Raw genomic sequence first — 18651 nt, 5'->3', positions numbered from 1 at the left:
GGCTCGGTCACGGCTGCTCCGTCGGTGGCTCGACCACCTGGCGGCCCTGGCCGGAGACCGGGCAACTGGTCCGGACCGGGCAGACCCGGCACTTCGAGTTCGCGACCGCCGCGAAGGTCGCGGCGGCCATCGTATCGGCGGTGCGCCGGACCAGCGCGGTGGCCCAGCCGGCCTCGGGCCCCTCCCCGGCGGCGGCCTGGGTCTGCTCCCGGGCGTCCTTCGCCCCGGTGCCGAGCTGCACCAGGGCGGCACCGCCGGACTCGTCGCCGAACTCGGCGAACGCGCCCGCCTCCACCGCCGCCTGGTACGCGCCGAGCTGCGGGTGCTCGGCGACCTCCCGCTCGGTGACCGCCGTCGACTTGCCGGTCTTCAGGTCGATCACCACGAGCCGGCCGTGCTCGTCCACCTCCAGCCGGTCCACCCGCCCGGTCAGCTCGACCGGCCGGGCCGGGTCGTTCAGCCGGACGGCGAACTCGTGCTCGATGGCGAGCAGCCGGCGCGGGTTGCCGGCCAGCCAGCGCAGCAGCTTGTCCACCATGGCCTCGGCCCGCTGCCGTTCCGGGCCGACCATCCAGCGGGCGGCCAGCTCGATCGCGTCGAATCGGGCGGCCACGTATTCCAGCAGGGCGCCCCGGTCGACGCTGGCGTCCTCGGCCAGCATCGCGGCGGCGTGCACCAGGTTGCCGACGCCCTGGGCGGCGCTGGCCGGCGGGCTGCCGCCGTGCCGTTCCAGCAGCCAGCGCAGGCTGCACCGGAGCGCGCTCTCCATCGCCGACGGGGTGACCTTCACCGGCTCGCCCTCGTCGACCAGCGGCCGGTCATCGGAGAGGCCGCGCAGCCCCCACCAGTCGTCCGGGTGCGCGCCGGGCACCCCGGCGGCCGCCAGCCGGGCCAACTCGGCCGCCGCGGCGCGCCGTCGGGTGCTCGGCGCCGCCGGGTCGGTGACCGCGGTACGCAGCTCCGCCACCAGCGCGGAGAGGGTGAGCCCGCGCGGCGGCAGGGTCACCGGAAGCGCGCCGGGCGGCCCGTCCTGCGGGTCGTCGTCGGCGACCGGCACCGGCCCGTCCGACCCGCCGGTCCCCGCCAGCACGGCACCGTCGCCGGACCGGCGGTCGGGCCGGGCGCCGCCGGCCGGAGTCGCGACAGCCCTGGCCCTGCCGCCCCCGTTCGGTGCTTGGTCCGGGTCGGCCGGGCGCGCGCCGCCGGTCGGGTCGGTGCCCTTCGGTGCCGGGCCCGGGCCGGGCGGGGCCGCACCGCCCCCGCCGATGGCGGGCGGGTCGGTGGCGGCCAGCTCGTGCAGGAAGCGGCTGGGCTGCTCCTCGTGGTCGTCGCCGCCGACCGCGGCCGAGGCGACCGCGCTGACCAGCAGCCGGTGCCGGGCCCGGCTGACCGCGACGTGGAAGAGCCGGCGCTCCTCGTCGAGCAACGCCGACGTCTGCCCGACCAGGCTGGCCCGCAGTCCGGTGCCGTCGGCCCGGCCGGCGAGCACGTCGACCAGCCGTTCCGAGCCGAGCAGGCTGCCGCGCAGCCGCAGGTCCGGCCAGACGCCCTCCTGCACCCCGGCGACCGCCACGAGGTCCCACTCCAGGCCCTTCGCGGCGTGCGCGGTGAGCAGGCGGACCGCGTCGCCCCGGTCGGCGCCGGCGGCCAGGGTGTCCGCCGGCAGGTCCTGGCCGAGCACGTGGTCGAGGAAGACCTCGGTGCGGGCGCCGGGCAGCCGGTCGGTGAAGCGGGCCGCCGCGTCGAAGAGGACCAGCACCGCGTCGAGGTCCCGGTCGGCGGCCTCGGCCCGCCAGCGCTGTGCGGTCTCGTGCTCCCCGGTGGCCGCCCGGCCCCGGGTGATCGCGCCGGCCCAACGTTCGGCCAGGCCGCTGTCCCGCCACACCGCCCAGAGCACGTCCTCGGCGGTGGCCCCGGGGGTCGCCGCGGCCGTGCGGGCGGTGGCGAGCAGCCGGGCCACCGCCTGGGCCGGCGCGGCCCAGCGCCGCTGCACGGTGGCCAGGTCGGCGGGGTCGCGCAGCGCCTCGACGATCAGCTCGCCGGAGGGGCGGCGGTCCCCGGCGGCCAGCGCGAGCGCGCGCAGCCCCTGGCGCAGCCGGCGCTCGGCGAGCGGGTCGGCGCCGCCGAGCGGCGAGTGCAGCAACGCGACCGCCGCCTCCTCGTCCAGCCGGTCGGGTTCGAGGGCGCAGCGCAGCAGGAGCAGCAGCGGCGCCACCCCGGGCTGCAGGTGCAGCGGCAGGTCCTCGCCGTGCACCACGGTCGGCACCCCGGCGGTGTGCAGGGCGCGCCGCAGCGACGGCAGCTGCCGGCCGGTGGAGCGGACCAGCACCGCCATCCGCGACCAGGGCACCCCGTCGAGCAGGTGCGCCTCGCGCAGGGCGTGGGCCAGCCAGGCGGACTCGCTGGTGGCGGAGCGGAAGGTGCGGACCTCGACGGCGCCGGGCGGCGCGTCCGGCAGCGGGCGCAGCCGCCGGTGCGCCGCCGGACCGCGCAGCCGGCGGGCCAGCCGCGCGGTCGCCGCCAGCAGCACCGGGCCGGCCCGGTAGGAGGTGGTCAGCGTGACCTGGGCGGCCGGCGCCCCGGAGGCGGTCCGGAACCGGTGCGGGAAGGTGCCCACCCCGGCCGGGTCGGCGCCGCGGAACGCGTACGTGGAGGAGTCCGGGTCGGCGAAGGCGACCACGGGCTTGCCGCCACCGGCGATGACGGCGAGCAGGTCGAGCTGGGCGGGGTCGGTGTCGGCCAGCTCGTCGACGTAGACGTGGGCCAGCCGGCGGCGCTCCGCCGCGAGCAGCTCCGGATCGTCGCGCAGCATGCCGGTGGCGGCGCGGACCAGCTCCGCCGGGTCGTACGCGATGGAGCCACGGTTGCTGACGTCGCGCAGGGCGAGCACCGCGACGTACTCGCGCAGGAAGCGGGCGGCGGCCGGCCAGTCCTCCCGGCCCAGCTTCTCGCCCAGCCGGGCCAGCTCCACCGGGCCGACGCCCCGCTCGGCGGCGCGCATCAGCAGGTCGCGCAGCTGCTGGGCGAACGCCCGGGTGCGCAGTGCGGGCCGCAGGTCCTCCGGCCAGCCGACCGGATCGTCGCCGGGCTCCTCGCCCACCACGTCGAGCAGCTCGCGGATGATGAGGTCCTGCTCCGGGCCGGTGAGCAGCCGGGGCGACGGCTCGCCGCGCTCGGCGGCGGCCCGGCGCAGCAGGCCGAACGCGTACGCCGGGAAGGTCCGCACCAGCGGCTCGCGGACCACCCGGTGCCCGTCGCCGGCGATCCGCGCCTCGATCCGGTGCCGCAGCTCGGTGGCGCCACGGCGGCCGAAGGTGAGCACCAGGACCCGTTCCGGGTCGACGCCCTCGGCGACCCGGGCGGCGACCGCCTCGACCAGGGTGCTGGTCTTGCCGGTGCCGGGACCGCCGACGACCAGCATCGGCCCGGCGGTGTGCGCGACGACCTCGGCCTGCACCGGGTCGGGGTGGCGCGGGTGCGCGGCATCGCCCGCCGACCCCCCGGATCGCGGCTCCGCACCGGCCGGCCCCTCGGACCGGCCACCCCCCTGCCCCGCTCCGCCGGAGTGGACGACCCCCGTCCCCACCCCGCCGGCCCGGCGCACCAACCGGAACGCCTGCATCACGGACATCCCACCACGCCGGTACGACAGCGGGAACCACCCACCACCCCCGTGACGCCCCGGTTCCCGCCGATCAGGCGGGCCGGGCCGGTGGCGGAGCTCCACCACCGCGCCGAGCACGGGATCGGGCGACGGTCAGCCGAGGTGGGTGTCGAGCAGGTCGAGGGCCGTCGGGACGGTCGGGGCGACCATGAGCAGGCCGAGGCCGGCGGGCTTGAGGAAGTTGCGGTCGGCCAGCGTACGCAGCCAGTCCAGCAGCGGGCGGTAGAAGCCGTCGGCGTCGACCAGCACCATCGGCTTGTCGTGCAGGGCCAGCGTGGCGGTGGTCCAGACCTCGAACAGCTCGTCCAGGGTGCCCAGGCCGCCGGGCAGCGCCACGAAGGCGTCCGACTTTTCGATCATGAGGGTCTTGCGGCTGGCCATCCCGTCGGTCACCAGCAGCTCGTCCGAGGCCAGGTCGGCCACCTCCAGGTCGACCAGCGCCTGCGGGATCACCCCCAGGGTGCGCCCGCCGGCGCTCCGCGCGCCGTCGGCCACCGCGCCCATCATCCCCACGCAGCCGCCGCCGCTGACCAGCACGTGACCGCGCCGGGCCAGCTCGGCGCCGGTCTCGGCGGCCAGCGCGAGCCAGCGGGCGTCGAGCGTACGGGACGACGCGCAGAACACGCAGACGGCGGCCACGCCTCAGCGCTCCCCGGCGCGCCGCGCCCCAGGCCCTTCCGGCCCGGCCTCGGCGGCGGCCTGCTGGTCGGCGGCGACCCGGGCGACCGCCTCCTCGCGGACCGCCTCCTGCTCGGCGGAGAGCACCGCCTCGGCCTCGACGATGTGCCGCACCGCCTCGTTGACGTCGTCGGTGAGGCAGATCAGGTCCAGGTCGGTCGGACCGATCTTGCCCTCGGCGGCCATCGTGTCGCGCAGCCAGTCGAGCAGCCCGTGCCAGTAGTCGACGCCCATCAGCACCACCGGGAACCGGGTGACCTTGCCGGTCTGCACCAGGGTGAGCGCCTCGAACAACTCGTCCATCGTGCCGAAGCCGCCGGGCAGCACCACGAACGCCTGGGCGTACTTGACGAACATGGTCTTGCGGGCGAAGAAGTAGCGGAAGTCGATGGCCAGGTCGACCCAGTCGTTGAGGCCCTGCTCGAACGGCAGCTCGATGCCGAGCCCGACGGAGAGACCGCCCGCCTCGCCGGCACCCCGGTTGGCCGCCTCCATCACCCCGGGGCCGCCGCCGGTGATCACCGCGAACCCGGCCCGGGCCAGCGCGCCGCCCAACTCCTCGGCCAGCCGGCACTCCGGGCTGTCCGGCAGGCTGCGGGCGGAACCGAAGACGCTGACCGCGGGCGGCAGGTCGGCGAGGGTGTCGAAACCCTCCACGAACTCGGACAGGATGCGCAGCGCCCGCCAGGCGTCCTTGGTCTTCCAGTCGCTCCGCCCCCGGGAGTCCAGCAGCCGCTGGTCCGCAGTGCTGGTCGGGATGGCCCGGTTGCGCAGCGTCACGGCACCCCGGTGCCGCTCCCCGCCCGGGCCGCGACCGGGCTGCTGCCGCTCTCCGCCCGGGCCGCGACCGGGCTGCTGGCGCTCCCCGCCCGGGCCGCGACCGGGCTGCCGCCCGTTGCTCTGACTCATGCAGCCACCGTAGTGGAGCCGGGCCGGCCGGGTGCGCAGGCCGGCGGGCCGGGGAAATTCTTCGGGATCTTGGGCAACTAATTCGGTCGCTCGTACGTCTTACTATTCACATACGGGGTATGCCCCGGCGCGTTGCCTTCGGGGGAGGAGCAGGCGTTGATCAGCAACACCGAGATGATCCGGATCCGCCGGCAGATGCAGCGGCGGATCCGCGACGTGGTGGCCGAGCGCCGCCGCGCCCGCATGATGGAAGCCCACCACACCGACCTCACCGGCGGGTCCAGCGAGACGGAGTCCCCGCTGACCACGACCGCCTGACGGCTCGCCGTCACCGGCCCGGGGGTCCGCGTCACCGACGCGGGCCCCCGGTCGCGTCTGCGGGCCCGGGGGCGGCTCAGGCCGAGGCGAGCCAGCGGTGCAGGGTCGCCGCACCGTCCCGGATCTTGGTCAGCTCGACGTGCTCGTCCTTGTGGTGGGCCAGGTTCGGGTCACCGGGGCCGAAGTTCAGCGCCGGGATGCCCATGGCCGCGAAGCGGGCCACGTCGGTCCAGCCCAGCTTGCCGATCGGCGCCGCGCCCACCGCGGCCAGGAACTCCTGGGCCGGCGGGTTGTCCAGCCCCGGGGCCGCGCCGGCCGCCGCGTCGGTGACCGCCAGATCGAAGCCGGCGAAGACCTCGCGCAGGTGCGCCTCGGCCGCCGCCGGGTCGCGGTCCGGGGCGTACCGGTAGTTGACCTCGATCTCGCAGCGGTCCGGGATGACGTTGCCGGCCACCCCGCCGGTGATCCGCACCGCGTTCAGGCCCTCGCGGTAGTCGCAGCCCTCGATGGTGACCCGGCGCGCCTCGTAGGCGCCCAGCCGGCGCAGCACCTCGCCGGCGCCGTGGATGGCGTTCACCCCGTGCCAGGAGCGCGCCGCGTGGGCCCGCTCGCCGTGCGTGGTGACGATCGCCCGCATGGTGCCCTGGCAGCCGGCCTCCACGATGCCGTAGGTGGGCTCGAGCAGCAGCGCGAAGTCGGCCTGGAGCCATTCCGGGTGGGCCTGGGAGACCAGGGTGAGTCCGTTGTACCGGGACTCGATCTCCTCGGCCTCGTAGAAGAAGTACGTCACGTCGTAGCGCGGGTCGGGCAGCGTCACCGCGAGGTGCAGCGCGAAGGCCACCCCCGACTTCATGTCCGAGGTGCCGCAGCCGTACATCAGGTCGCCGCGCATGGTCGACGGGAAGTTGTCGTTGAGCGGCACGGTGTCGAGGTGGCCGGCGAGCACCACCCGGGAGGCCCGCCCCAGGTCGGTACGGGCCATCACGGTGTTGGAGTGCCGGTAGGTGGTCAGGTGCGGCACCCCCCGCAGCACCTCCTCGACGCAGTCGGCGATCGCCTTCTCGTTGAGGGAGACGGACTCGATGTCCACCAGCGCGCGGGTCAGCGCCACCGGATCGGCGAGGACCTCGGGGGTCAACGGGTTCTGCATGTCTCGCACGGTACCGTCAGCAACGGTGAGCGCGATGAGGTCGCGTTCCCGGACGCCCCGCGTGGAACGCGGTGGCGCGGGAATGCGAGGAGAGCTTGCGAGCCCCGCAGCCGCTAACGAAGGGACAGCTGTGACGACCGCACAATCCGCCTGGGGCATCGGCCTGGCCACGGTCACCGCGGACGACCAGGTGCTGGACACCTGGTATCCGACCGGCAAGCTGGGGCTCGGCGAGCTGCCGCTGGTGCCCGGGGAGGACCAGGCCGACGTGCTCGACCTGCCGCCCGGCGCGATCGGCGAGCGGGCGCTGCCCGGCCTGCGTACGGTCCAGGTGGTCACCGTGATCGGCTCGCTGGACGACCCGATCAAGGACGCCGCCGACGCGTACCTCCGGTTGCACCTGCTCTCCCACCGCCTGGTGCGGCCCAACGAGCTGAACCTCGACGGCATTTTCGGCAAGCTGGCCAACGTGGCCTGGACCTCGGCCGGGCCGTGCCCGCCGGAGCGGGTCGACGAGCTGCGGGTCATCGAGCGCGGCGCCGGCCGCCACCTGGCCGTGTACGGGGTGGACAAGTTCCCCCGGATGACCGACTACGTGGTCCCCTCCGGCGTGCGGATCGCCGACGCGGACCGGGTCCGGCTCGGTGCCCACCTGGCCGCCGGCACCACCGTGATGCACGAGGGCTTCGTCAACTTCAACGCCGGCACGCTGGGCACCTCCATGGTGGAGGGCCGGATCGTGCAGGGCGTGGTGGTCGGCGACGGCTCCGACATCGGCGGTGGTGCCTCGATCATGGGTACGCTCTCCGGCGGCGGCACCGAGAAGGTGCGGATCGGCGAGCGCAGCCTGGTCGGCGCGAACGCCGGCGTCGGCATCACCCTCGGCGACGACTGCGTGGTGGAGGCGGGCTGCTACATCACCGCCGCCTCGAAGATCACCCTGCCGGACGGGCGGGTGGTCAAGGCCCGCGAGCTGTCCGGCGTGGACGGGCTGCTGTTCTGGCGCAACTCGGTGACCGGCGCGCTGGAGGCGAAGCCGCGCACCGGCCGGGGCATCGAGCTGAACGCGGCGCTGCACGCCAACGACTGACGGCTACGCCCTGTTGATCAAGGAGTTTGCGTCCGGTTCCGGACCGTCCGACGACGCAAACTCCTTGATCAACGCAGCGGGCGGGCCGGGGGCAGGAATGCCCCGGCCCGCCCGCGTTCCGGGCCCGCGGCGGGGAGACCTCGGGCCGGCGGCGGCGGCTCCGGCCCCGAGCGGGTCACCCGCCACGCCGGGACCGGAGCCGCCGATGGCTCACCGCAGGCGGTACGCCTGGATGATCCGTTGGGTGACGGTGTTGCCGGCGCTGTCCCGGGCGCTGGCGCGCAGCGAGACGTGACCGGGGCCGGCCGGATGCCGGACGGTCGCCGCCCAGCCGTGACCCTGCCGGCGCAGCTCCGCCTTCCGCCAGGTCCGCCCGCCGTCGTAGGAGACGTCGACGGTGAGCTGGCTGACCCGGGCGGCCGGCGCGCCGGGCTGGCGTTGCACCGTCACCGGGATGGTGAAGGAGCGGCCGGCGGGGGCGCTGTTCGTCCCGGACAGCGGCGGGGCGAACCGGACCGCCATGACCGGCAGCCGGGCCCAGTCCTCGCCCGGCACGTGCCGGGACCGGAAGGTCCAGCTGGCCGCGACCTCGGTGCTCAGGTCGGTGAAGCCGCGGGTGGCGGAGGTCTCCACCCGGTAGGTCGCCGCCCCCGGCGGCACCTCGAACTCGCCGTACCCCCCGTACGGCTGCTCGCCGAGCAGCTTCCCGTTCCGGTAGAGCGCGGTCCGCTCGGTGTCGGCGATCGACCCGCCGGGGTGCCCGGCCGCGTCGCTGAACAGCGGCAGCACGACCAGCAGGGTGTCGCCGTTACGGGTGATGCCCTGCTCCGGCCAGCGGGGTTGCGGGAAGGACGGCCCGTACGGCGCCGAGTTCCAGCTCTCCCGGTAGGTCCGACCGGCCCGGTACCGGGTGGGCACCGATTCGAGACCGGCCAGCGCGTTCAGCCAGCCGTCCTCGTCCCGGGTGCCGAAGTACAGCTCGCTGCTCCAGCGGGTGCGGGCGGTGCTGTGGTACTCGGTCCGCCGGCCGGGCACCACCACCGGCAGGATGAGCGCGGACCCGCCGATGGCGTAGTCCGACTCGGGGAAGACCGACCGTTCGGCCTCCAGCCCGGGGTAGCCGCCGCGGAACTCGTGCGCCACGGTGGCCAGGTCCCGCTGCCGGTAGTGCCGGACGAACCCGGTCGGCATCCGGCCCGGGAAGGGTTCACTCAGCGCGTACAGGTAGGGGCTGTCGGGTTTGCCGTCGGTCCACTGGCTGGCCAGGGCGGCGACGAACCGGTCGGCGGAGACCGCCGGCCCGAGCTGGCCGGTGTACAGCCCGTCGAACCGGTCCGTCCAGAGCCCGAACTCGTAGCTCACGTCCTGGCCGAGATAGGCGGCGGTGAGGTCGATCAGCAGCGGGGTGGCCCCGCGCCGCGGCACGGTGGTGCGGATCGGCTTGCCCACCCGGGCGTCCAGGTTGACCACCTGGTCGCGGTCCACCACCAGCTCGGGCCGGGCCAGCACGGTGGTCTCGACCCAGTTGCCCTCGTCGTCGGCCCGGAAGATCAGGCTGTTGACCCCGTACCGGCCCTTGGGCACTCGGACGGTCGCGTCGCCGTCCGGGTCGTAGACGTCCCGGGGAAAGGCGAAGCCGGCGAGGTCGACCAGCCGGGTGAGGTAGTCGCCGGTGAGTGCGCCGGCCCGGTTCCGGTGCCGGAACGTCAGGTTGTAGCTCTCCACCTCGCGGTTCACCGCCAGCGGGGTGACCGCCACGGTGTCGCCGGAGCGGGCGACGAGCCGCCCGGTCCAGTACCCGTCGGCGTCACCGACGCGGGTGTCCGCCGTGACGGTCACCTGGGCGGTGCCGTGGGCCGGCACGGTCAGCCGGGACGCGCCGAGGGTGAACATGCCGGCGGGCGCCGGCTGCCCGGCCGGGCCGATCGCCTCGGTGCTGAGGTCGAGGGTGAGCGGGGCGGCCCCCGCGTTGCGGTAGGTGACCGTCCGGGTGATCGGCTGATCGTCGGCGTGCGGCCAGACGGCCAGCCCGAAGGAGATCCCGGTCGGCTCGCTGGTGACCTGCTCGGTGATCGCGCGCGCCACGTCGACCCGGCCGGCGCCCTGCTGGTACGCGGTCTGCTCCGGATGCGGCTTCGCCGAGGCCATCAGGGTCGCCTTGAGCTGGCCGGCCGCCCAGCCCGGGTGCTGCTGGGCGAGCAGGGCCGCGGCGCCGACCACGTGCGGGGTGGCCATCGAGGTGCCGGAGAGCGAGACGTACCGGTCCCCCACCGGGTCGCCGATCTGGCCGTGCGCGGCGCGGGCCGCGACGATCTCCACCCCGGGCGCGGTGAGGTCCGGCTTCAGGCCGTCGTCGCCGACCCGCGGTCCCCGGCTGGAGAAGTCGGCGAGGTTGTCGTCGCGGTCGACGGCGCCCACGGCGAGCGCCGCGTCGGCGCTGGCCGGTGAGCCGACCGAGCCGTCCATGCCGTCGTTTCCGGCGGCGGTGACGAAGAGCGCGCCGGTCTGCGCGGTGAGCGTCTGCACGGCCTGCTCCAGCGGGTCCACCTCTGGGGTGTCCCAGCCGCTGAGGCTCATGTTGACCACGGTGGCGCGCTTCTCGACGGCGGCCCACTCCATGCCGGCCAGGATCGCCGAGTCGGCGCAGCCCTCGTCCTCGCAGACCTTGCCGGAGAGCAGGGTGGCGTCCGGGGCCACGCCCCGGTACCGCCCACCGGAGGCCGCGCCGCTGCCGCCGATGATCGACGCGACGTGGGTGCCGTGCCCGACGGTGTCGTCCGCGTCCGGCGCGGCGCTGAAGTTGCGCGCGTCGGCGATCCGGCCGGCCAGGTCCGGGTGGGTGGCGTCGACGCCGGTGTCGAGGACTGCCACGGTGACGCCCCGGCCGGTGAACCCGGCGGCCCAGGCGGCCGGCGCGCCGATCTGCGGCACGCTGTGGTCGAGGGTGATCTTCCGTTTCCCGTCCAGCCAGATCCGGTCGACGCCCCCCGCCGCCTCGACCCGCGCACCGGCGCGCCCGGCCGTGAGGGCCCGCCAGACCGTCCCGGCGTCCGCCTTCGGCGCGGTGAGCGCCGCGCCGCGGATCGCCGGCAGGTCGCGGGTCACCCGAGTGCCGGCCGGTGCGGCGGTGCCGCGCCGGGCGAGCCCTTCGGGGTACGACACCAGCAGCGGGAGGCTGTCCCGCCGGGCGTCGTCGTAGCCGGACGCGATCAGCTCGGTGACGTCGAAGAGCCGCCGGTCGACCCGGCCGGCCCGGATCAGCGGCAGCGCGTCCCGCGGCACCACGGAGAGGTGGCCCCGGTCCCGGCTGACCAGGAACCCGATGCCGTCCCGGCCGGGGCCCGGGCGGGCCGCGGCCCGGTCGCCGCCGCTGACGGTGATCCGGTCGCCGGTGAGCAGGGTGACGGTGACCGGGCGGGCGCCGGCCGGCGCGGCGGGTCGGGCGGCGGGGCCGCTACGCGCCGCCTCGGGCGCGGCGGCGGCCCAGCCCGGTGTGCCGAGCACCAGGGCGGCGGCGAGGCCGGCGGCGGTCAGTTTTTTTCTCGTTCGGCGCAACGCATTCCTCCTTTGGAGCGTCTTCATCGATGAGAGAGGCATCGATGCGAACCGCCAGGATTACATACCTGGTATGTGGAAGGAAGTCGGCAAGCCGACCGAATCCCGGTCGGAACAGGCAGAATCACCCGATGACCTCCATGAAGGAGCGGATGCTCGCCGGCGAGCCCTACCGCGCCGAAGGCCCGGAGATCGAGGCCGACCTGGACCGGGCGGCACGCCTGGCCGAACGCTTCAACACCAGCCCCGCCGCCGACCCCGCGGCCCGGCTCGCCGCGCTGCGGGACCTGCTCGGCTCGCTCGGCGAGGACGCCTGGGTCCGGCCACCGTTCCACTGCGACTACGGCTGGCAGACCCACATCGGAGCGCGCACCTTCGTCAACTTCAACGCGGTCTTCCTCGACGTCGCCCGGATCACCATCGGCGCCGACGTCCAGATCGGACCGAACGTGCAACTGCTCACCGCCACCCACCCGGTCGAGGCGGCGGCCCGCCGGGCCAGGTGGGAGTCCGCGAAGCCGATCACCGTCGAGGACAACGCCTGGCTCGGCGGCGGGGTCATCGTGCTGCCCGGAGTGACCGTCGGGGCGAACACAGTGGTCGGCGCGGGCGCGGTGGTGACCAGGGACCTACCCCCCAATGTGGTCGCGGTGGGTAACCCCGCTCGACCCGTACGAGCCCTTGACTAGCCGTTCTACCTGCAAAAACATCGTTTCGTTGAGGTGCGGAACGGTGAGGAAGGATGCACTCTGGGTAGTGAAACGTCCGACCCGGGGAGCGGATCATGGAACGCGTGCTGGAACTGCGGGTGCACGGGGTGTCCAACACCCCGCCCGCCCAACTGCTCGGCCTGCGCTCCACACCCGGCGACGGCGGACCGTACAGCCGGCTCGTCGCCGGCGGCGAAGTCACCGGCTTCTACCGGTCCAGCGCCGCCGGGCGGGACGACCCGCTCACCGTCGAGGCGTACAGCTGGGGGCAGTTGACCTCCGGGGCGCGGACCGCGCGGGACGTCGAGCGGGCCCTCTGGACGCTGCTGCTGCCGTTCACGCTGGCCAACGTGGCGCTCTTCGCCCGGGCCGGCATCCCGGCCGACCCCGACACGGAACGCTGGGGCAGCAGATCCGGCATCACCGCCTGGCTGATCCGGCTCTTCTGCCTCAGTCTCACCGGCACCCTGATGATCACGGTGACCGGGGTCGGCGTGGACCTGATCGGTTGGCAGTGCGTCGGCCGGGACTGCCTGAACCAGCTCCCCGGGCCGTGGGAGTGGCTGGGCAACGAGTGGTGGCGCGCGGACACCCGCGCGCTCAGCGTCGGCCTGCTGCTGCCGCTGCTCCTCCTGCTGGTCCTCGGCGGGCTGGCCTGGCGCACCTACCAGTACGAGGCGCAGATGCCCGCCGACCCCCACGCTGCGCCGGTGGGCCCGGGCGCCCCGCCGGACGCCCTGCCGCCCGGCGGTCGGGCCGATCCACCGGAGAACCCGCTGCAGGACCCCACCTTCTGGTGCGGGGAGGGCCAGCTACGCCGGGCCGCCGTGCTGCACCTCAGCACCGGAGCGGTGGTCGCCGCCGCCGTACCGCTCGCCGCCGTGCTCATCATGGACCCACCACGCGGCCTGCGGGCAGCGGTCGCCTGGCCCACCGTGGCGGCGCTCGCGGCGGTGCTGGCCATCGCCGTGGTCGCGCTGGGCCGGCCGGCGCTGACCCGCCGGCAGGGAAACACCCCGCTCGGTCCGTGGAGCGCCACGGTGGCCCTGCTGGCCGGCCTCGGCGTGGCCGGCACCCTGCTGCTGCTCCTGCTCCCGGACGGGCCCGCCGGCCAGCCGCTGGCCAGCTACCGACCGCCGGTCGGCTGCCTCGACGACCCGGGCATCACCGGCTGCCGGACCGACCGCTCCCTGCCCGGGTACGACACCGCCGTCGCCTGGCTGGCCACCTACCAGGTGCTGCTGCTCATCACCATCGGCGCGGTGAACCGGTCCGGCCGCCGAGGGCTGCTCGCCCCGCTGGCCGGCGCCGTACTGCTCCCCCTCGGCGCGCTCTGGACCGAGTGGGGGCTGCCGGGCCTGCCGCCCGCGCCGGACGGTTCGCGGACCTGGCTGCTCGCCGTGCCGGCCATCGCCGTGGCCAGCATCGGGCTGGTGCTGCCCCGGACCCGGCCCGCCGTACCCGAGCAGCCCCTCGGCCCGCACACCGACCTCGCCTGGGGCGGCCGCGGGCCGGCGATCATCGCCGGCTTCGGCTGGATGATGGCCATCGCCTACTGCGCCGGCCTGCTCTACTGGGTCAGCGACCGGCTGGACACCCGGGCCGACCCGAGCGGGGCGAGCCGGGTGGTGCCCCCACTGGCGGTGTTCTGGGCCGGGCTGGCCTGCGTGGTCGCCCTGCTCGCGCTGCTCGGCCTGCTGGTCCGGGCCGGCCTGCTGTTCCGGTCCCTGCGCCGGGCCGAGTACGCGGCCCTGACCGCGGCGGCCCCGGCGCTCTCCGCCCACGAGCTGCGCCGCTGCCGGGACGTCAGCACGTTCCGGGCGCTGCACCGCCTGGTCGGCGAACGGGCGATCCGGCTCGTCGGCTGCTACGCCACCGTCTCCGTGGTCCTGGTGACCCTCTGCTGCGCGGCCGCGCTCTCCCGCAACCGGCCCAGCCCGCAGTCCCCGGCCGGCTGGCAGGTCGTCATCCACTGGACCGCCAACCTCGGCGACATGCTGCTCGGCGGGCTGCCGCTCGTGGTGGGCGCCCTCGGGCTGCTGGTCTACCGCAACGACACGGTGCGGCGCTCGGTCGGCGTCGTCTGGGACATCGGCACGTTCTGGCCGCGCGCGGCACACCCGCTCGCCCCGCCCAGCTACGCCGAACGGGCCGTGCCGGAACTCCAGACCCGGATCGCCGGCCTGCTGGCGCTCCCCCCGCACCATCCCGACCGGATGGACGGGGTGATCCTCTCCGGGCACAGCCAGGGCGCCGTCATCTGCGCCGCCGTGCTGCTGCAGATGCCCCGCCGCTGGCGCCGGCGGATCTGGTTCTTCTCGTACGGCTGCCAGCTCACCCGCCTCTACGGCCGGGTCTTCCCCGCCTACTTCGGGCCACCCCGGCTACGGGCCCTGGCCCGGGCGCTGAGCTGGGAACCCGGGCACGTCACCTGGACCAACTTCTGGCGCGGCACCGACCCGCTGGGCTGGCCGGTCACCGCCGGGGAACGCGACGTGCCGGTCGCCGATCCGGAGGCCCTGCACCCGAGCGGCGGCGAGGTCGCCGACCCTCCGATCCGCAACCACAGCGGCTACCCGGACGCGCCGGAGTTCACCCGGGAGCGGGCCGTGGTCGCCCGGCTGCTGCGCCGCAGCATCCCGTCACCCCGGCAGCGGGTCGGCTAGCCGGACCACCAGGTCGGCGTGCCCGGCGGTGCCGGCGACCCGGGCGGCGTTCGTCTCGTCGCTGCCCAACGCCCAGGCCCGCGCCTCCGCCGGGGACTTCCCGTACGCCTCGTGCCGGGCGACCAGCCGGCGCACCCGCAGCTCGGCGTCGAGGTCCAGGAACCAGACCTCGTGCAACAGCGTGCGCACCTCCTCCCACGGGTCGTCCCGCAGCAGCAGGTAGTTGCCCTCGGTCACCACCAGCCGCACCTCGGGCGGCACCTCGATCGCCCCGGCGACCGGCTCCTCCAGGTCCCGGCGGAACTCCGGCGCCCAGACCGAGGTCGGCTCCAGCCGCCGCAGCCGGCGCAGGGTCGAGACGTACCCGTTGACGTCGAAGGTGTCCGGGGCGCCCTTGCGCCCGGCCCGCCCCAGCCGGGCCAGCGCCGACTGGGCCAGGTGGAACCCGTCCATCGGCACCAGCCGGGCCGCCGGGCCCACCTCGGCGGCGATCCGCTCGGCCAGGGTGGACTTGCCCGCTCCGGGAGCGCCGGCGATGCCGAGCAGCTGCCGCGGGCCGGCGTCGGCCAGGGCCCGCGCCCGGGCCACCAGCTCGCCGAGCGGGAGCACCTGCGCCGCCGGCATCAGCCGAGCACCGGTTCGCTGATCCGGAACCGGGCCTCCACGGACGCCTGCACCGGCTGCGAGCGCGGATCCAGCTCCAGCTCGGGCGGGGCCTCGCCGCCCGGGCCGCCCTTCATGACCGCCTGGAGGACCATCGGTTGCCCGCCCGGACCGGTGTCGGCCAGCTCCAGCAGCCCGGTCACCCGGGCGCCGAGCGCCTCCGCGTACTCGCGGGCGCGGGCCAGCGCGTCGGCCACCGCGGCGTGCCGCGCCTCCCGGTACGCCGGGCTGTCCGGCCGCAGCGACCACCACGGGCCGGCCACCTCGACCTGGTCCTGGTCGGCCAGGCGGAGCATCAGCTCGCCGAGCGCGGTGAAGTCGGTGACGGTGACGGTGGTGCTGACGCTGCCGTGGTACGCCACCACCCGCTCGCTCGACCGCTTGGTCTCCGGCCAGACCCGCAGCTGGTCGGTCTCCCGCCGCACCACCGCCGGCTCGGCCCCGTCAAGCAGCACCCGCACGGCGGCGGCCCGCTCGGCCAGCCGGGCCAGGGTGGCCTCCCGGTCACGGTCCCGGGCGGTCGCGGTCACCGTGAAGCGGGCCAGCTCGGGAGCGACCTCCCGGTACGCCTCACCGCGTACCACCACGACCGGTGCCTCCGCCATGCCCACCACCCTAGAACCTTCCCCGGCGCGGTGCCGGCCGCCCGGCTCAGCCCGTGGCGGGCCGGCGCGGCAGGTACCCGGTGTAGGTCACCGCGCCGGCCGTCAGCCGGCAACCGGTCAGGTGGCCGCCCGCCGCGCCCAGCTCGCGCAGATAGGCCAGCTCCCCCGCGTGGTCGACGGTGGCCGGGAACTCCCGCTCGTGGCGGTCGAAGGCGCGCTCCGCCAGCGCCGCGCGGGCGGCCCGCCCCTCGTCCAGCCGGGCGGTCAGCGCGGCCGGATCATCGTCGCGCAGCGCGGCGGCGAACTCGTCGAGGACCGCGCGGACGGCCTCCAGGCCGGCCAGCACCGGACCCCGGTTGCCGAGCAACATGTTGGCGGTACGCGGGGGCGGGCCGCCGGCCACCCGGGTGCCGTCGGCGAAGCTGCCGGCGGCGAGGGCGAGCACGGCGTCACGCAGCGCCGACCGCTGCACCGCCCCGGCGAGCGCGCCGGCCAGCAGGTGCGGCAGGTGCGAGCTGAGCGCGGCCGCCCGGTCGTGCTCGGGGGCGGACATCGGCACCACCCGGGCCCGGAACACCTCGATGAGCAGCGCCGCGAGCCGGCGGAACGCGGCCATCCCGTTCGGGCCGGGGCAGAGCACCCAGGCGGCGTCGAGGAGCAGTCCGGCGTCCGCGGCGGCGGGGCCGGCCCGGTCGGCGCCGGCCATCGGGTGGCCGGGCACGAACCGGTGCCCGAGGCCCTGCCCGGTGGCGGCCGCCGCCACCTCCGCCTTCGTGCTCCCGACGTCGGTGAGCACGCAGTGCTCGCCGGTGGCCGCGGCCACCCGGTTCAGCATGCCGGGCAGGGTGGGCAGCGGGCCGCAGAGAAACACCAGGTCACGGCCGGCCACCGCCGCCTCGACCGGGTCCGGCGCCGGCACGCCCCACCGGCGGGTGTGCGCCCGGACGCCCGGGTCGGGATCCCAGCCGGCGACGTCCAGCCCGGCGTCGCGCAGCCGCAGCAGCAGCGAGCCGCCGATCAGCCCGGTGCCCACCACGGCGGCCCGCACCACGGCCACCGGCCGGTCGCCGGCGGCCGGGCCGTCCCGCCCGGTCGCGTCGCCGGTCACCGCCGCCGCCCGGGATCAGTCGCGCAACCGGTCACCGCCGCCGCCCTAGCTCAGTCGCGCAGCCGGTCACCGCCGCCGCCCGGGGTCAGTCGCGCAGCCGGTCGGCGACCGCTGCGACGTGCTCGTCGGACTCGGTCAACGCCACCCGGACGTGCCGGGCGCCGGCCGGACCGTAGAACACGCCGGCGGCGACCAGGATGCCCCGGCGGGCCAGCCGGTCGACGGTGTCCCAGCAGTCCTCGTCCCGGGTCATCCAGAGGTAGAGCCCCGCCTCGGAGTGCTCGATGGTGAAGCCGGCCGCGGTGAAGGCGGCGCGCAGCCGCTCCCGCCGGGCCCGGTAGCGCTCCCGCTGCTCGTCGGCGTGCGCCTGGTCGCCGAGCGCGGCCACCATGGCGGCCTGCACCGGGGCGGGCACGATCATGCCGGCGTGCTTACGGATCTTGAGCAGCTCGGCCACCAGCGCCGGATCGCCGGCCACGAAGCCGGCCCGGTAGCCGGCCAGGTTGGAGCGCTTGGAGAGCGAGTGCACGGCGAGCACGCCCTCGTACGAGCCGCCGCAGACCTCCGGCGCGAGGATCGAGACCGGCTCGGCGTCCCAGCCCAGCGGCAGGTAGCACTCGTCGCTGGCGACCACCGCGCCGCGCTCGCGCGCCCAGTCGACCACCTTGCGCAGGTGCCGCGCGGGCAGCACCCGGCCGGTCGGGTTGCCCGGCGAGTTGACCCAGACCAGGCGCACCCGGGGGGTCGGGCCCAGCGCGGTCAGCGAGTCGGTGCGTACCGTGGTGGCGCCGGCCAGCCGGGCCCCGTCCTCGTACGTCGGGTAGGCCACCGACGGCACCACCAGCACGTCACCCGGGCCGGCGCCGAGCAGCGTGGGCAGCCAGGCCACCAGCTCCTTGGAGCCGATCGTCGGCAGCACGCCGAGCCCGTCCACGCCCGCGCCGCAGGCCCGGGAGACCCAGGCCGCGATGGCGTCGCGCAGCGCCGGGGTGCCCGCGGTGAGCGGGTAGCCCGGCGCGTCGGACGCGTCGGCTAGCGCCTGCCGGATCAGCGCGGGCACCGGGTCGACCGGCGTGCCCATCGAGAGGTTGATCAGACCGTCCGGGTGCGCCGCGGCCGTCGCGGCCGCGGCGTCCAGGGTGTCCCAGGTGAAGTCGGGCAGCCGCGACGAGACCGGCGCGGGCCGGTTCAGTGGCCCTCTCCGCGCGGCGGCTGGGCGGCCACGAACGTCGCGTCCTTCTCCACCTTGCCGATCTTGGAGGCGCCGCCGGGCGAGCCCAGGTCCTCGAAGAACTCGTAGTTCGCCCCGGTGTAGTCCTTCCACTGCTCCGGGACGTCGTCCTCGTAGAAGATCGCCTCAACCGGGCAGACCGGCTCACAGGCACCACAGTCGACGCACTCGTCGGGGTGGATGTAGAGCATCCGGTTGCCCTCGTAGATGCAGTCGACCGGGCACTCCTCGATGCATGCCTTGTCGAGCACATCCACGCACGGCTCGGCGATGATGTAGGTCACCGGTCTTCTCCTCCGCAAGA

General features: G+C 75.7%; 14 protein-coding genes. 4 read left to right on the top strand and 10 right to left on the bottom strand.

Annotation, left to right across the window (positions count from 1 at the left end; genetic code table 11):
• Window positions 1-7 precede the first annotated feature (7 nt).
• From LQ51_RS21735 to LQ51_RS21725, 3 genes are all read right to left on the bottom strand, one after another.
• Complete coding sequence (locus tag LQ51_RS21735) at window positions 8-3622, bottom strand: ATP-dependent helicase (protein WP_046568586.1); 3615 nt, start codon at window positions 3620-3622, stop codon at window positions 8-10.
• A 135-nt stretch (window positions 3623-3757) separates the two neighbouring features.
• On the bottom strand, window positions 3758-4303 hold the full coding sequence (locus tag LQ51_RS21730; RefSeq protein WP_046568519.1) for an LOG family protein: 546 nt from the start codon (window positions 4301-4303) through the stop codon (window positions 3758-3760).
• A 3-nt stretch (window positions 4304-4306) separates the two neighbouring features.
• Complete coding sequence (locus LQ51_RS21725) at window positions 4307-5251, bottom strand: LOG family protein (RefSeq protein ID WP_046568517.1); 945 nt, start codon at window positions 5249-5251, stop codon at window positions 4307-4309.
• Between the two features lie 156 nt (window positions 5252-5407).
• Here LQ51_RS21725 and LQ51_RS33490 point away from each other — a divergent pair, with 156 nt between their 5' ends.
• On the top strand, window positions 5408-5569 hold the full coding sequence (locus LQ51_RS33490) for a hypothetical protein (protein ID WP_197087867.1): 162 nt from the start codon (window positions 5408-5410) through the stop codon (window positions 5567-5569).
• A gap of 76 nt (window positions 5570-5645) precedes the next feature.
• Here LQ51_RS33490 and dapE read toward each other — a convergent pair whose 3' ends face one another.
• Window positions 5646-6719 carry a succinyl-diaminopimelate desuccinylase gene (gene dapE, locus LQ51_RS21720; protein ID WP_046568515.1) on the bottom strand — a complete coding sequence of 358 codons (1074 nt, stop codon included), beginning with the start codon at window positions 6717-6719 and terminating at the stop codon, window positions 5646-5648.
• A 130-nt stretch (window positions 6720-6849) separates the two neighbouring features.
• Here dapE and dapD point away from each other — a divergent pair, with 130 nt between their 5' ends.
• Window positions 6850-7809 (top strand): 2,3,4,5-tetrahydropyridine-2,6-dicarboxylate N-succinyltransferase, encoded by a 960-nt coding sequence (gene dapD / locus LQ51_RS21715; protein ID WP_046568513.1) that lies wholly within the window; start codon window positions 6850-6852, stop codon window positions 7807-7809.
• A gap of 210 nt (window positions 7810-8019) precedes the next feature.
• Here dapD and LQ51_RS21710 read toward each other — a convergent pair whose 3' ends face one another.
• Window positions 8020-11364, bottom strand: coding sequence for a S8 family serine peptidase (locus LQ51_RS21710; RefSeq protein ID WP_046568511.1), 3345 nt, complete (start codon window positions 11362-11364; stop codon window positions 8020-8022).
• Window positions 11365-11495: 131 nt separating this feature from the next.
• On the opposite strand from LQ51_RS21710, the gene LQ51_RS21705 reads away from it, so the two are divergent.
• Both LQ51_RS21705 and LQ51_RS21700 read left to right on the top strand, forming a co-directional pair.
• Entirely contained in the window at window positions 11496-12053 is a 558-nt protein-coding gene (locus tag LQ51_RS21705) for a sugar O-acetyltransferase (protein WP_046568510.1), read from the top strand.
• Between the two features lie 95 nt (window positions 12054-12148).
• Entirely contained in the window at window positions 12149-14740 is a 2592-nt protein-coding gene (locus LQ51_RS21700) for a hypothetical protein (protein ID WP_046568509.1), read from the top strand.
• Here LQ51_RS21700 and LQ51_RS21695 read toward each other — a convergent pair.
• The 5 genes from LQ51_RS21695 to fdxA form a co-directional block, all read right to left on the bottom strand.
• Window positions 14717-15364: a nucleoside/nucleotide kinase family protein gene (locus LQ51_RS21695; RefSeq protein ID WP_046568506.1), complete on the bottom strand. Its 648-nt coding sequence runs from the start codon at window positions 15362-15364 to the stop codon at window positions 14717-14719. The genes LQ51_RS21700 and LQ51_RS21695 overlap by 24 nt on opposite strands.
• Window positions 15364-16008: an SIMPL domain-containing protein gene (locus tag LQ51_RS21690; RefSeq protein ID WP_046568504.1), complete on the bottom strand. Its 645-nt coding sequence runs from the start codon at window positions 16006-16008 to the stop codon at window positions 15364-15366. Before LQ51_RS21690 ends, LQ51_RS21695 begins: the two co-directional genes overlap by 1 nt.
• A gap of 46 nt (window positions 16009-16054) precedes the next feature.
• A complete protein-coding gene (locus tag LQ51_RS21685; RefSeq protein WP_231605824.1) occupies window positions 16055-17116 on the bottom strand; it encodes a prephenate dehydrogenase in 1062 nt (353 codons plus the stop codon).
• Window positions 17117-17201: 85 nt separating this feature from the next.
• Window positions 17202-18308 carry a succinyldiaminopimelate transaminase gene (gene dapC / locus LQ51_RS21680; protein ID WP_046568582.1) on the bottom strand — a complete coding sequence of 369 codons (1107 nt, stop codon included), beginning with the start codon at window positions 18306-18308 and terminating at the stop codon, window positions 17202-17204.
• Window positions 18305-18631, bottom strand: coding sequence for a ferredoxin (gene fdxA, locus LQ51_RS21675; protein ID WP_007464872.1), 327 nt, complete (start codon window positions 18629-18631; stop codon window positions 18305-18307). The genes dapC and fdxA overlap by 4 nt, the downstream gene beginning before the upstream one ends.
• Window positions 18632-18651 lie beyond the last annotated feature (20 nt).

The organism is Micromonospora sp. HK10 (assembly GCF_000982955.1).
In the GTDB taxonomy this organism is placed as follows: Bacteria; Actinomycetota; Actinomycetes; order Mycobacteriales; family Micromonosporaceae; genus Micromonospora.
This window is presented reverse-complemented; position numbering and strand designations above follow the sequence as displayed.

Coding starts and splice junctions, on each gene's coding strand:
- LQ51_RS21735 (WP_046568586.1), bottom strand. CDS start 3,622: ATGCAGGCGTTCCGGTTGGTGCGCCGGGCCGGCGGGGTGGGGACGGGG.
- LQ51_RS21725 (WP_046568517.1), bottom strand. CDS start 5,251: ATGAGTCAGAGCAACGGGCGGCAGCCCGGTCGCGGCCCGGGCGGGGAG.
- dapE (WP_046568515.1), bottom strand. CDS start 6,719: ATGCAGAACCCGTTGACCCCCGAGGTCCTCGCCGATCCGGTGGCGCTG.
- LQ51_RS21705 (WP_046568510.1), top strand. CDS start 11,496: ATGACCTCCATGAAGGAGCGGATGCTCGCCGGCGAGCCCTACCGCGCC.
- LQ51_RS21700 (WP_046568509.1), top strand. CDS start 12,149: ATGGAACGCGTGCTGGAACTGCGGGTGCACGGGGTGTCCAACACCCCG.
- LQ51_RS21695 (WP_046568506.1), bottom strand. CDS start 15,364: ATGCCGGCGGCGCAGGTGCTCCCGCTCGGCGAGCTGGTGGCCCGGGCG.
- LQ51_RS21690 (WP_046568504.1), bottom strand. CDS start 16,008: ATGGCGGAGGCACCGGTCGTGGTGGTACGCGGTGAGGCGTACCGGGAG.